Genomic DNA, 13,493 nt, shown 5'->3' with positions numbered 1-13,493 from the left:
ACCGAAACTCGTCAAAAGGCGCTGCGGGATTAGTCATGAGAAACGCCTTGCGCACAATGGCCGGCGCCCTACAAACCTAACGAATCATACGCGAATTCGGTCGCGCCCTTCATGCGAATGATGCGGCCCATGGCATTTTGGCCGAGATTAACAATTGCGTGAATCTGTCGTCGATTGCGCTTGTGCAGCATTCGGTCCGTGAATATATAGGCGCCAAATTTGGGGCTGTCTGGGTGAGTCGAATGAACGACATCGTTACCGCCGATTACGTACCCTCCGAAGACGAGCCGTTCATGAACGAGCGGCAGAAATCCTACTTTCGCCTGAAGCTCGTCACCTGGAAGAACGACATACTGCGCGAAGCGCGCGAAACTCTCGAAATCCTGCAGCAGGAAAACGCCAACCACCCCGATCTCGCCGATCGCGCCTCTTCGGAAACCGACCGCGCCATCGAACTTCGCGCCCGAGATCGCCAGCGGAAACTCATTTCAAAGATCGATTCTGCGCTTCAGCGCATCGATGAAGGCACTTACGGCTATTGTGAGGAAACTGGCGAGCCGATCGCGCTGAAGCGGCTCGATGCGCGTCCGATCGCGACCCTGTCGATCGAGGCGCAGGAGCGCCACGAACGCCGCGAGAAGGTCTACCGCGACGACTGAAGCACGGGCGAAGCGTCCAAGCGGGCGAAGCGTCTAAAAGCAGCCAGCGAATTTGTCATGGCCGGTCTCCGGCCATTTTTTTATTGGCTTTTGGCCGGTTATCTCTTCTGGCTGGACAACTCGCCGAGAAGCTTCGTCATCTCGTCATCGAGAGACGACGGCTCTTTCGCCGCCGGCTTGCTCTCCGGCTTGGCAGGGTGCGGGTCATCAAACGGGACCTCGAGCTCCCTCATCAGCGTATCGTCGATGGAATCCTCTTTTGCCGGGGAATTCGGCTTTGCCGGGGAATCTTGTCTTGCCGGCGATGGCGCGTACCGAACGGCATTGGTGTAGGCGGGCAGCGGCGTGATGGTCGTCGATTGAGGGCTTTGCGCTGCTGGCCTCGGCGCCGGGGCGGGCTGATGCGGCCGGCCCGGCGTTGGGGCGTTGCTTGCCGGCTGCGGAGACGGTGTTTGCCTCACTGGCGCGGGAGCCGGTTGCGGCGCGCGCGGCGGCGGTGCCGGCTGATGGCCGCCGCCATCTCCGGTCAGTGCAGGACGGCGCAGCGCCGACAGCCTGATGTCGCGTTCGACGACGACGTCGGTTGGGCCGCCGATCAGCAGCAGGTGCTCGATATCGTCGCGGCGCACCAGCACCAACCGGCGGTGACTGTCGACTGCGGTGGCGTCCATCACCGCCAGCCGCGTCTTGCGGTTCCTGCCGCCGGCAACGAATGTTCCAAAAGTCAGATTGCGGACCAGCTTGATGATGAGGAGAACGATGACCACAAGGACAAGCGCGACAACGGTCCACAGGATCGCCGCGGCATAACCGGGACCCGCCACGCTATCCAGCCACTGCAGCATTGGTGCACCCAAAATCAGCTTTCGAAGAAGACGCGACACTAGACTGTTGCGGCACGCGACTGCAAGTTACGTTTCGCGCTTCGTGAACAGCTTGAAACACCCATGTGGTGGATTTCAAGCTCCTGCGAATTGAGGGCGTCAGCGTCCCCACTTCAATCCACGACGCTGGATTTTCAGCAAGTTGCTGGCGTGATGAATCCGAAATTCGCTCGCGTCGGACCAGGAATGATGCGAATTTCGGATTCGCCGCACCAGGCGCCGAACGGGTGTCATTTTTAGCGGACAGTTGCCGCCAAGGCCTTTTCCGGACCCTGAGAATGTGATTCAACCGGGCACGGGCAAGTACCGGAATTCACGAGCAGGGGGCACATGGCCAAGGAAGCGCGCGGCGATTTCTATCCGGTACCGATCGTCGACCAGAACACGCGACCGGGCGCGGTCACCCGGCTCATCGTCTTCATCGTTGTGCTGACAGGGGCGGCGATCGTTTTCGGCCTTTTCCGAGAACGTCTTGGCGATCCATTCCTGCTTGGAATGCTTGGCGTGCTGGCGATGATCGGTGTCGGCTTCCTGTTCGCCACCGCCATCGGCTTCGTGCAGATCACACCGCGCTCGACGAGTGACGAGCTGTCGAAGGCCTTCGTCGATTCAATGTCGCAAGGCCTTCTGGTCACCGACACCAAGGGTCGTGTCGTCTACGCCAATCGGGCCTATGCCGACATGACGGGCGCGGCTTCTGCGGCGGATCTAAAGACCGTCGAAGGGTTGCTGTCCGATGTTCCCGAGGCCTCGGTGACCATATACCGGCTCGCCTCCGGCCTGCGCGACGGCCAGCCCGGCGACGGTGAGTTTCGCCTTGCCCAATCCATTCGACCCGGCGCCGAGCCGGGCGCGCGCTGGTACCGTGTCCGCGCCCGCGCCTTCAGCGTTCCGGGCCAGCGGCTGCCCTTGCTCGCCTGGCAACTCGCCGACATCTCGAAAGAACGGGCCGAGCAGGAGCGCTTCTTCCTTGATCTGCAGGAGGCCATCGACCATCTCGACCATGCGCCTGCCGGCTTCTTTTCGGCCGACCAGGAAGGCCGCGTCACCTACATCAACGCCACGCTTGCTGAGTGGCTGGGCATCGACCTGACGAGCTTCACGCCTGGTGCCGTCACGCTTGCGGAGATCGTCGCTGGCGACGGCATGGCGCTGGTCCGCTCGGTCAAGGCCGATCCCGGCACCACCCGCAATGCGGTCATCGATCTCGATCTGACGACAGTGAAGGGCGAGGCGCTGCCTGTGCGTTTCATGCATCGGGTTTCGGCCAGCCGCGAGGGCGCCAACGGTCCGACGCGCACCATCGTGCTCAACCGGACGCAAGGCGAGGACGCTTCCGCCGATCTGCGCGCCTCGGAGATCCGCTTCACCCGCTTCTTCAATTCGACCCCGATGGCAATAGCGGCTGTCGACAACCGCGGGCGCATCCTGCGCACCAACGCGCCTTTCCTGTCGCTGTTTTCCTCCGTCGTCGACGGGGACGCGGTCGATCGGCGCGTGCGGCTGGACACGGTGATCCATGAGCGCGACCGCCCCGCCTTTGCCGCGGCGTTCGAAAAAGCGCGACAACGGCAGGCCGATATCGAACCGATCGATACGCTGCTGCCCGGCAATGAAGAACGGCACATGCGCTTCTACGTCAACGCGGTTGCCGACGGCACCGGCGAGGGCGCCGAAGAATCGGCCATCGTCTACGCCGTCGAGACCACCGAGCAGAAGGCGCTCGAGGGCCAGATGGCGCAAAGCCAGAAGATGCAGGCGGTCGGCCAGCTTGCCGGCGGCATCGCACACGACTTCAACAATGTGCTGACCGCCATCATCATGGCGTCGGACCTGTTGTTGACCAACCACCGCCCGTCGGACCCGTCCTTCCCCGACATCATGAACATCAAGCAGAACGCCAACCGGGCGGCCTCGCTGGTGCGGCAGCTTCTGGCCTTCTCGCGCAAGCAGACGCTGCGGCCGGAGGTGCTCAACCTGACCGACGTGCTTGCCGATCTGCGGATGCTGCTGGCCCGTCTGGTCGGGAACGACATCAAGCTGAAGGTCGATCATGGCCGCGATCTGTGGCCGGTGAAGGTCGACATCGGGCAGTTCGAGCAGGTGGTGGTCAACCTGGCGGTCAATGCGCGCGACGCGATGCCGAACGGCGGCGAGCTCACCGTGCGCACCCGCAACGTGACCACACAGGAGAGCAAGAGCCTTCCCTACCGCGAACTTGCGCCTGCCGATTATGTGGTGGTCGAAGTTGAAGACACAGGCAGCGGCATCGCCCCCGAAGTGCTCAAGAAGATTTTCGAACCCTTCTTCACCACCAAGGAGGTCGGCAAGGGCACCGGCCTCGGCCTGTCGATGGTCTATGGCATCATCAAGCAGACAGGCGGCTTCATTTTCTGCGATTCCGAGGTCGGCAAGGGATCGGTGTTCCGCATCTTCCTGCCGCGCTACATTGCAGAGGCGAGAACGGCAGGCGAGCCCGGCGAGGCGCCGGCTGCACCGGCAAAGGTCGCCGACGCAGCCAAGGACCTGTCAGGTTCGGCCACGGTGCTGCTCGTCGAGGACGAGGATGCCGTGCGCATGGGCGGCATGCGGGCGCTGACGTCGCGCGGTTACACCGTCCACGAAGCGTCCTCGGGCGTCGAGGCGCTGGAAATCTTCGAGGCGCTCGGCGGCAAGGTCGACATTGTCGTTTCCGATGTGGTGATGCCTGAGATGGATGGGCCGACGCTGCTTGGCGAATTGCGCAAGCGGCAGCCGGACATCAAATTCGTCTTCGTTTCCGGCTACGCGGAGGACGCGTTCGCCAAGAACCTGCCGGCAGACGCGCATTTCGGTTTCCTGCCGAAGCCGTTTTCGCTCAAGCAACTGGCCACAATCGTCAAGGACGTGCTGGAATCTTAGGGCTCACTAATTCGCACTTGCGAAATGGCGTGAGACTGCCATGATTATGGGGCCAAACAGACGGCGGGTTTTGGGGGAGCATGCCGTGACGCCGCACAACGAGGCAGGCAAGGGTGATTATGCGGCAACAGTGCTGTTGCCGGGCGATCCGCAGCGTGCCGAATGGATGGCGGAAACCTTTCTCGAGGCGCCGCGCTGCGTCAACCGTCGAAGGCAGGCCCTCGGCTTTACCGGCCTGTTTCGCGGCAAGCCCGTCAGCATCCAGTCCACCGGCATCGGCGTCTCGTCATTCCTGATCTACGCGCATGAATTGCTGGACTTCCATGGCGTGAGGACACTGATCCGCACCGGTACTTGTGGTGCCCTGACTGCCGCAGTCAAACTGCGCAGTTTAGTGATCTCGCAAGCGGTGCGGGGTGAAAGTGCCGAGAGCGGCCAGGTTTTTGGGCTTTATGGTGCTGATGCCGGACCCGATCCGGAGCTGGTTTCCAAAGCCTTGGCCCGGGCTGCCGAAATCGGCATCGAACATCAGGCCGGACTGACCATCTGCAGCGACATATTCTATCACCCCAAGGGGCGCGACCGCTTCGCCGAAGCGCAGGCACAGGGCGCGCTGGCCGTGGATATGGAGACCAGCGCGCTCTATCGCATCGCCGCGCATTTCGGCGCCAGGGCCTTGTCGATGCTGACTGTCGTCGACAATGTGGTGACCGGCGAGCAAACCGATTATTCCGAACGCCAGGCGCTCTTCACCGGTATGACCCGCCTGGCACTCGATGTCGCGATCGAAAGTTAAGCTGCTTGCCGCTTCGGCGCCGTGTGTTCTTCGATGGCGGGCCGATGGCCGCGCAGATAGAGAGCACAGGTCGTCCGCAGCATCGAGGCGAAGTTGGGAATCTGGCCATTGATCTCGATGGCCTCGTCATAAAGCTTCGAGATGAATTTCGGCGTCGTCAGGCCCTGGCTGTCGGCGATCTCGTCGAGCAATGCCCAGAACGTCGCCTCGAGCTGGATGCTGGTCGAATGCCCGTCGATACGAATCGACCGGTTGATCTGCCGGTAGCCATCCGGATCCTGCCCGGCAAAAACCCTGCACATCGTTACCTCCCGTTCTTATTGATCTGGCCGTTCTTATTGATTTTGGGCGCAATCAGCAGTGATTCGCGCCTTTGGCAGTGCCTTGTCGTGGCCAATTATCTTCAGCTGGAAAGCGGAAAACAGCAATCGGACTTTCGTCCTTAAGCGGTTTTCCCCGTCGTTAGATTAGCGCGTGGTAATCGGCTGCCACCACGTTTGCCGCAACCCGCGCATAATCACGCCGACGCGCACATCGCGCTTACCGCACGGAGTGTCATTTGGCGAAGGCGATCCACACCATGATCCGGGTTCTCGACGAGGCCCGGTCCGTCGACTTCTACCGAAAAGCGTTTGGACTGGACGTCGCCGAACGGCTCGATTTCGAAACCTTTACGCTCGTATATCTGAGCAATGCCGAGGCGGAGCTCGAGGTCGAGCTCACCGTCAACAAGGGCCGCCAGGAGCCTTATGCGCTCGGCGACGGCTACGGCCACCTCGCGGTTTCGGTCGCCGATCTGGACAGCGAGCATGACCGGCTCGGCGCGCTTGGCCTGATCCCGAAGAAGATCGTCGAGTTCAACCGCGACGGAGCGCTGCTCGCACGCTTCTTCTTCATCGAGGATCCCGATGGCTACAAGATCGAGGTCCTGCAGCGTCAGGGCCGGTTCAAATAGGAGATACGACGGCCGCGCCGGGCCAGCGCGGCGCCAGCCAGGGCGCCTTCGGGTGCAGACAGCAAGCAAGGGAGGAACAATTGGTCACAATTTATGAGAGCAAGCCGGTCCATGAACCGAAGCCAGTTCTATCGCGCCGCGAGCTACTGAAGCGCGGCGGTGTCGGCGCGCTGCTGGTCATTTCAGGCAGTGCCGTCATCAGCCCGGAACATGCCTGGGGTCTCGAAACATCCGCGCTCAAGCCCGAAACCATGGCGACCCTGATCCAGATGGCGCGCGACATCTACCCGCACGACCAAGTGCCTGACAAATATTACGCAATCGCCGTCAAGGCGCACGATGAGCAGGCCGGCAAGGACCCTGCCCACAAGGACCTTATCGAAAAGGGTATCGCCGATCTCGACTTGAAATCGGGCAAAGACGGCTACACCGGTCTCGGCTGGGAGGAGCAGCGCGTTGCGGTGCTCAGGGATATCGAGGACACGCCGTTCTTCCAGGCCGTCCGCGGCGGGCTTGTCGTCGGCCTCTACAACCAGAAGGAGGTCTGGTCGATCTTCGGCTACGAGGGCGAATCCTACTCCAAGGGCGGCTACATGGCGCGCGGGTTCGACGACATCGAGTGGCTCTGAGCCCCGTCGTCGCAACCGCACACAACAGACATCATGGGAGGAAACCATGGCAGCACCATTTGATCTCAACAACGACGGCGTGGTCGTCATCATCGGCTCGGGCGCCGGCGGCGGCACGCTCGGCAATGAACTTGCGCAGAAGGGCGTCGATGTCGTCATGCTGGAGGCGGGCGCCCGTCACGAATACGAGGATTTCATCAATGACGAGTGGGATTCATTCGCCCAACTCGCCTGGACGGACAAGCGCACGACCTCGGGCGACTGGCGGGTGGCGAAGGATTTCCCCAACCTGCCGGCGTGGATCGTCAAGGCGGTCGGCGGCTCGACCACGCACTGGGCAGGCGCCTCGCTGCGCTTTCAGGAGCACGAATTCAAAACGCTTTCGACCTACGGAAAACTGGAAGGCGCGAACCTGCTCGACTGGCCGATCACGCTTGCCGAGCTCGAGCCCTACTACGCAAAGGCCGAAGACAAGCTAGGCGTGACGCTCACCAGCAACATCCCGGGCCTTCCCGGCAACAACAACTTCAAGGTGATGAAGGCCGGCGCCGACAAGCTCGGCTACAAGGAGTGCCACACCGGCCGGATGGCAATCAATTCCGAGCCGCGCGACGACCGCAATGCCTGCCAGCAGACCGGCTTCTGCTTCCAGGGCTGCAAATGGGGCGCCAAATGGTCGACGCTCTACAGCGAAATTCCCAAGGGCGAGGCGACCGGCCATCTCGAGGTCAGGCCGAATGCCATGGCCATCAAGATCAACCACGATGCGTCGGGCAAGGTAACCGGGGTCGTCTATGCCGACAAGGACGGCAGACTGAGGGAACAGAAGGCCCGCATCGTCGCGGTCGCCGGAAATTCGATCGAGAGCCCGCGGCTGCTGCTCAATTCGGCATCGAGCCAGTTTCCCGACGGCCTTGCCAATTCGTCGGGGCAGGTCGGCAAGAACTACATACGCCACACCACCGGCTCGGTCTACGGCATCTTCGACAAGCCGGTGCATATGTATCGCGGCACCACCATGGCCGGTATCATCCGCGATGAGGCCCGCAACGATCCCTCGCGCGGTTTCGTCGGCGGCTATGAACTCGAGACGCTGTCGCTCGGCCTGCCGTTCATGGCCGCCTTCCTCAATCCCGGCGGCTGGGGGCGTTCCTTCACCACGGCGCTCGACCACTACGACCACATGGCCGGCATGTGGATCGTCGGCGAGGACATGCCGCGCCAGGAAAACCGCATCACGCTGCATGCCGATATCAAGGACGAGCACGGCATGCCGGTGGCGGACGTCCATTTCGACGACCATGCCAACGACACGGCGATGCGCAACCACGCCTACAAACAGGGCTCGGCGCTCTACGAGGCGGTCGGGGCGACGCGGACCTTCCCGACGCCACCCTATCCGTCGACCCACAATCTCGGCACCAATCGGATGAGCGAGAAGGCGGCCGACGGCGTCGTCAACAAGCATGGCCAGGCGCACGATATCAAGAACCTGTTCGTGTCGGATGGCAGCCAGTTCACCACGGGCGGGGCTGAAAATCCGACATTGACGATCGTGTCGCTGGCGATCCGTCAGGCCGAGTACATTGCCGGACAAATGTCGGCCAAAAGCATTTAGCCATAGCCTCCCGACTGCCTGCTGGCGCGGAACCTCACAAGGTTTCGCGCCTCTTTCTTGTCGGCCGTTCACCGCTTCGTGCAGGTCGAGGCGGTGAAGGCGCCGTCAGGCTGCTTCATGATGATGTCGAAGGACGGGCTGGTTTGGCCGTCCAGGGTGGCTTGCGTGAGCGAGATCGAGTTGCCGCCGGTCGTGTAGCCGCCCAACGGGCCCAACCAGGTGATCTCGCCATTTGCATTCATCTGATAGTTGTAGCCCTGCCGGGCGGTTCCGAAGCTCACCGGGCCGCTATAGACATTGCCCTTGACGGTGATGTCGCCAAGGCTGAGGAACATGCCAAGCAGATAGACTTCGCAGTGATAGGTGCCGTCCGGCAATTTGCCATCGGTGAAGTCGGCGCGGGCGCTGCCGGTTGCCGCAACCAGAAGCATGGTGCTGAAAATGCGAGAAATCCTGGAGGTCATGCGGCCGCTCTTTTGAAGATCGATCTTGCCCCATTTTCCTGCAGCGCCGCAACGGTTCGCCGTCTTTTGCTCAAAATTCATGCATTAATTCGCGAGTGATCAAAAATTGGGCGATAGCGGGGGACTTTTTCTCAAGCAGAGCACTGGCAGCGGGGCTTATCATTGGCGGCTAATATATTAACCGGCTGATAGGGCTAGGAAATCCAGACCCGCTTGATTTTGCTCCTGCGGTTGGCACAGCCGTTGCATGGTCTGTTCGCGATGCGATCAACCAGTCAGGGAGTTTTGAAATATGCGGGGCAGTTTCTCGACAATAACAAAAATGTTTTCGGCAGGCGCGGTCACGGCCGGCCTGCTGATGAGCGTCCCGGCCAGGGCGGCTGACGACACGATCAAGGTGGGTATCCTCCACTCGCTGTCGGGGACCATGGCGATTTCGGAGACGACGCTGAAGGACGCCATGCTGATGCTCATCGAAGAGCAGAATGCAAAGGGCGGCCTGCTCGGCAAGAAACTCGAAGCGGTCGTCGTCGATCCGGCTTCGAACTGGCCGCTGTTCGCCGAAAAGGCGCGCGAGCTGATCTCCAAGGACAAGGTCGCGGCGGTGTTCGGGTGCTGGACCTCGGTGTCGCGCAAGTCGGTGCTGCCGGTGTTCAGCGAACTCGACAACATCCTGTTCTACCCCGTCCAGTATGAGGGCGAGGAGAGCGAGCGCAACGTGTTCTACACCGGCGCGGCGCCGAACCAGCAGGCAATTCCGGCTGTCGACTATCTGATGAGCGAGGACGGCGGTTCGGTGAAGCGCTGGGTGCTTGAAGGCACCGACTACGTCTATCCGCGCACCACCAACAAAATCCTCGAAGCCTATCTGAAAGCCAAGGGCGTCGCTGCCGAAGACATCATGGTCAACTACACGCCGTTCGGCTTCTCGGATTGGCAGACCGAGGTCGCGGCGATCAAGAAGTTCGGCTCCGCCGGCAAGAAGACCGCCGTCGTCTCGACGGTCAACGGCGACGCCAACGTGCCGTTCTACAAGGAGCTTGGCAACCAGGGCATCAAGGCCGAGGATATCCCGGTCATGGCCTTCTCGGTCGGCGAGGAAGAGCTTGCCGGTCTCGATACCGCGCCGCTCGTGGGTCATCTCGCCGCCTGGAACTATTTTCAGAGCATCGATACGCCCGAGAACGCCAAGTTCATCGCCGACTGGCACAAGTTCATCAAGAGCGACAAGCGCACCACCAACGACCCGATGGAAGCCCATTATGTTGGCTTCAACATGTGGGTGAAGGCGGTCGAGAAGGCCGGCACCACCGATCCTGACAAGGTCATCGACGCCGTGATCGGCGTCTCGGTGCCGAACCTGACCGGTGGCTATTCGACGATGATGCCGAACCATCACATCACCAAGCCGGTGCTGATCGGCGAAATCCAGGCCGATGGCCAGTTCGAGACCGTCTCGCAGACGCCTGACCTGGTGATGGGCGACGAGTGGTCCGACTATCTGGCCGATTCGAAGGACCTGATTTCCGATTGGCGCGCGCCTCTGTCCTGCGGCAATTTTAATGTCGCCACCGGCAAATGCGGCGGCAAGGGAACCAACTGATCCTCCCGGGTCTGACGGTCGTGGATTTCTCCACGACCTGGACCGCGACGCGTCCGGGCGAACTCGTCCTCTCCTCCAGTTCGCCCGGACGCGAAGTTTCAACCCTCAAGAATCGCAGAAATCGATGATCCTCACCCGCGCGATCGGCCTGACGCTGCTGCTCCTCCTGGGGATGCTGTCGCCGTCGAACGCTGCCGAAGCGGATCTGCGCGCCATCATTGCCAAATTTGCCACTGCCTCGAATTTCTCGGCCACCGAAGCTGTCGTGCGCGAGCTGGCGGCCACCGGTGATACTGCCGTCGAACGTCCGCTTGGCGCGCTTGCCGAGGGCGATCTTTACGTCCGCAAGGCCGATTCGCTGGTTTTCATCGGCAAGGCAGCTGGCGGCAGCGTTGAGCTGCTCGACCCGCTGAGCGGTGAAAAATCCGGTGACGCGGCCAAAAGCGAGATCACCAAGATCAAGGTCAACAACACGCTGCGCCGCGCCATCCGCGATGCGCTGGGCACGCTGACGCTCGGCGCAAATGATCCGGCCGCGCGCATTGCCGCCGCCGACACCATGTTCAGGACGCCCGACGCGACAAACATCGAGCCGCTCGATGCCGCAATCGCCAGCGAGAGCGTGGCAAGCGTCAAAGCGCTGCTCGAACAGGCCCGCGCCGCATCGGTTCTGGTGTCCGACAGGCCGGAGACCGACAAACTGGCGGCGGTCGCCCTGATTGGCGGGCGCGGCGATCGCAACGCCCTGTCCCTGCTCACCGCCGTCGAGGCCAATTCCGAAGGCGCGGTCAAGGACGCGGCGACGGCGGCGATCGCCAACATCAATTCGACGCTGGCGCTGTGGGATGCGGGCCAGAACATCTGGTACGGCATTTCGCTCGGATCGGTGCTGCTGCTGGCGGCGATCGGCCTCGCCATCACCTTTGGCGTCATGGGCGTCATCAACATGGCGCATGGCGAAATGGTGATGCTCGGCGCCTACACGACCTTTGTCGTGCAGGAGGTGATCCGAACCTCCTTTCCCGGCCTGTTCGACTGGTCGCTGGTTATCGCGCTGCCGCTCGCCTTCTCGGTCGCGGCGCTCGTCGGCCTCGTCATCGAGCGGGGCGTGATCCGTTTTCTCTACGGCCGGCCGCTGGAGACGCTGCTGGCGACATGGGGCGTCTCGCTGATCCTGCAGCAGGCCGTGCGCACCATCTTCGGGCCGACCAACCAGGAGGTCGGCAATCCGTCGTGGATGTCGGGTTCGTTCTATATCGGCCAGCTTGCGGTGACCTGGAACCGGCTCTGGATACTGGTATTCGCGCTCGGCGTGTTCGCGGTGCTGCTTTATGTGATGAAGCGCACCCCCTGGGGCCTGCAGATGCGCGCCGTCACCGCCAATCGCCGCATGGCCGCTTCGATGGGCATCAGGACGCCGTGGGTCGACGCGCTTACCTTTGCCTTGGGATCCGGCATTGCCGGCATCGCCGGTGTGGCGCTCAGCCAGATCGACAATGTCTCGCCCAATCTCGGCCGCGGCTACATCATCGACAGCTTCATGGTCGTCGTCTTCGGCGGCGTCGGCAATCTCTGGGGCACGCTGGTCGGCGCCTTCTCGCTCGGCATCGTCAACAAGTTCCTCGAACCCTATGCTGGGGCGGTCCTCGGCAAGATCGTCGTGCTCGTCCTCATCATCCTGTTCATCCAGAAACGCCCGCGCGGCCTGTTCGCGCTGAAGGGCAGGTCGGTGGAAGCATGATCACCGGACGCTTCTTCGCCGCCGGCGCCGACCGCCGCATCGCCATCACGATCTTCATCCTTTTGGCGGTCGCCATCATCGTGCCGCTGCTCAATCTTGCGGTTTCGCCGACGAGTGCGTTCTACGTGCCGTCCTATGTCGTCGCGCTCACCGGCAAGTATCTCTGCTATGCGCTGCTCGCCCTGGCGCTCGATCTCGTCTGGGGCTATTGCGGCATCCTTTCGCTCGGCCACGGCGCCTTCTTCGCGCTCGGCGGCTATGCGATGGGCATGTATCTGATGCGCCAGATCGGCTCGCGCGGCGTCTACGGCAATCCGCTGCTGCCGGACTTCATGGTGTTCCTGAATTATGGGGAATTGCCGTGGTTCTGGTACGGTTTCGACCAATTCTGGTTTGCCGCGATCATGGTTCTTGCGGTGCCTGGCCTGCTCGCCTTCGTCTTCGGCTGGTTCGCCTTCCGCAGCCGCGTCACCGGCGTCTATCTGTCGATCATCACCCAGGCGATGACCTATGCGCTGCTGCTTGCTTTTTTCCGCAACGACATGGGTTTCGGCGGCAACAACGGCCTGACCGACTTCAAGGATATTCTCGGCTACAACGTGCAGGCGGATGCGACACGCTCGGCATTGTTCGCGGCCAGCGCCGTCACGCTGGCCCTCGCCGTCTTCGTCACCTGGGCGATCGTCGGTTCCAAATACGGCAAGCTGCTGATGGCGGTGCGCGACGCCGAGAGCCGCACGCGCTTTCTCGGCTGGCGGGCGGAAAACGTCAAACTGTTCGCCTTCACCGTGTCGGCTGTCATGGCCGGCATTGCCGGGGCGCTCTACGTGCCGCAGGTCGGCATCATCAATCCAGGCGAGTTCGAGCCGTCCAATTCGATCGAGGTCGTGGTATGGGCGGCCGTCGGCGGGCGCGGCACCATCGTCGGGCCGATCATCGGCGCGCTCGTGGTCAATGCCGGCAAATCCTGGTTCACCGGCGTGCTGCCGGCGTTCTGGCTGTTTGCGCTGGGCGGACTGTTCGTCGCCGTCACGCTGTTCCTGCCAAAGGGCATTGTCGGCATGTGGGATTCCTGGCGCGGCAATGCCAGGGCGCTGCGTGCAGCCTCGATTGCCGACCCGATCATTGGGGAGGCCGGCACCGACCCTGACGTCCCGCCACCGCCGAAGATCGTTCGCTCGGCTGCGAGAACGCCTGGCGACTGGTCCGCATCCGGCCCCGAACCGCAGCCGGCGGAGTGAGC

General features: G+C 62.2%; 12 protein-coding genes. 9 read left to right on the top strand and 3 right to left on the bottom strand.

The genetic code is table 11. The features are described from left to right. Positions 1 to 242 precede the first annotated feature (242 nt). The gene (gene dksA, locus AC0L3O_RS15600; protein WP_006202025.1) at positions 243 to 659 is read left to right on the top strand and encodes an RNA polymerase-binding protein DksA; all 417 of its coding nucleotides are present in this window, start codon (positions 243 to 245) and stop codon (positions 657 to 659) included. A gap of 98 nt (positions 660 to 757) precedes the next feature. On the opposite strand, the gene AC0L3O_RS15595 is transcribed toward dksA, so the two are convergent. Then, the gene (locus AC0L3O_RS15595; protein WP_287175215.1) at positions 758 to 1,504 is read right to left on the bottom strand and encodes a flagellar biosynthetic protein FliO; all 747 of its coding nucleotides are present in this window, start codon (positions 1,502 to 1,504) and stop codon (positions 758 to 760) included. Positions 1,505 to 1,873: 369 nt separating this feature from the next. On the opposite strand from AC0L3O_RS15595, the gene cckA reads away from it, so the two are divergent. After that, a complete protein-coding gene (gene cckA / locus AC0L3O_RS15590; RefSeq protein WP_287258032.1) occupies positions 1,874 to 4,444 on the top strand; it encodes a cell cycle histidine kinase CckA in 2,571 nt (856 codons plus the stop codon). Between the two features lie 85 nt (positions 4,445 to 4,529). Next, complete coding sequence (locus AC0L3O_RS15585; protein WP_473615976.1) at positions 4,530 to 5,240, top strand: purine-nucleoside phosphorylase; 711 nt, start codon at positions 4,530 to 4,532, stop codon at positions 5,238 to 5,240. Here AC0L3O_RS15585 and AC0L3O_RS15580 read toward each other — a convergent pair. After that, positions 5,237 to 5,542, bottom strand: coding sequence for a ribbon-helix-helix domain-containing protein (locus AC0L3O_RS15580; RefSeq protein WP_023801146.1), 306 nt, complete (start codon positions 5,540 to 5,542; stop codon positions 5,237 to 5,239). The genes AC0L3O_RS15585 and AC0L3O_RS15580 overlap by 4 nt on opposite strands. A 257-nt stretch (positions 5,543 to 5,799) precedes the next feature. On the opposite strand from AC0L3O_RS15580, the gene AC0L3O_RS15575 reads away from it, so the two are divergent. The 3 genes from AC0L3O_RS15575 to AC0L3O_RS15565 all read left to right on the top strand — a co-directional run bounded on the left by AC0L3O_RS15575 (position 5,800) and on the right by AC0L3O_RS15565 (position 8,442). After that, entirely contained in the window at positions 5,800 to 6,195 is a 396-nt protein-coding gene (locus AC0L3O_RS15575) for a VOC family protein (RefSeq protein ID WP_287052004.1), read from the top strand. An 80-nt stretch (positions 6,196 to 6,275) separates the two neighbouring features. Then, a complete protein-coding gene (locus tag AC0L3O_RS15570; protein ID WP_473615975.1) occupies positions 6,276 to 6,824 on the top strand; it encodes a gluconate 2-dehydrogenase subunit 3 family protein in 549 nt (182 codons plus the stop codon). 46 nt (positions 6,825 to 6,870) lie between these two features. Continuing rightward, positions 6,871 to 8,442, top strand: a complete 1,572-nt coding sequence (locus tag AC0L3O_RS15565; RefSeq protein ID WP_473615973.1) for a GMC family oxidoreductase — start codon at positions 6,871 to 6,873, stop codon at positions 8,440 to 8,442. Positions 8,443 to 8,510: 68 nt separating this feature from the next. Here the strand turns inward: AC0L3O_RS15565 and AC0L3O_RS15560 are convergent, their stop codons facing one another. Then, positions 8,511 to 8,906 carry a hypothetical protein gene (locus tag AC0L3O_RS15560; RefSeq protein ID WP_023801150.1) on the bottom strand — a complete coding sequence of 132 codons (396 nt, stop codon included), beginning with the start codon at positions 8,904 to 8,906 and terminating at the stop codon, positions 8,511 to 8,513. Positions 8,907 to 9,198: 292 nt separating this feature from the next. On the opposite strand from AC0L3O_RS15560, the gene urtA reads away from it, so the two are divergent. From urtA to urtC, 3 genes are all read left to right on the top strand, one after another. Then, positions 9,199 to 10,509 (top strand): urea ABC transporter substrate-binding protein, encoded by a 1,311-nt coding sequence (gene urtA, locus AC0L3O_RS15555; protein WP_128169042.1) that lies wholly within the window; start codon positions 9,199 to 9,201, stop codon positions 10,507 to 10,509. Between the two features lie 124 nt (positions 10,510 to 10,633). Continuing rightward, a complete protein-coding gene (gene urtB / locus AC0L3O_RS15550; RefSeq protein WP_128169043.1) occupies positions 10,634 to 12,250 on the top strand; it encodes an urea ABC transporter permease subunit UrtB in 1,617 nt (538 codons plus the stop codon). Beyond that, positions 12,247 to 13,491 (top strand): urea ABC transporter permease subunit UrtC, encoded by a 1,245-nt coding sequence (gene urtC / locus AC0L3O_RS15545; protein ID WP_473615972.1) that lies wholly within the window; start codon positions 12,247 to 12,249, stop codon positions 13,489 to 13,491. Before urtB ends, urtC begins: the two co-directional genes overlap by 4 nt. Positions 13,492 to 13,493: the final 2 nt, after the last annotated feature.

The organism is Mesorhizobium sp. WSM4810 (genome assembly GCF_055811235.1).
The sequence above is the reverse complement of the archived record's forward strand: the minus strand, read 5'-3'. Positions and strand labels throughout refer to the sequence as shown.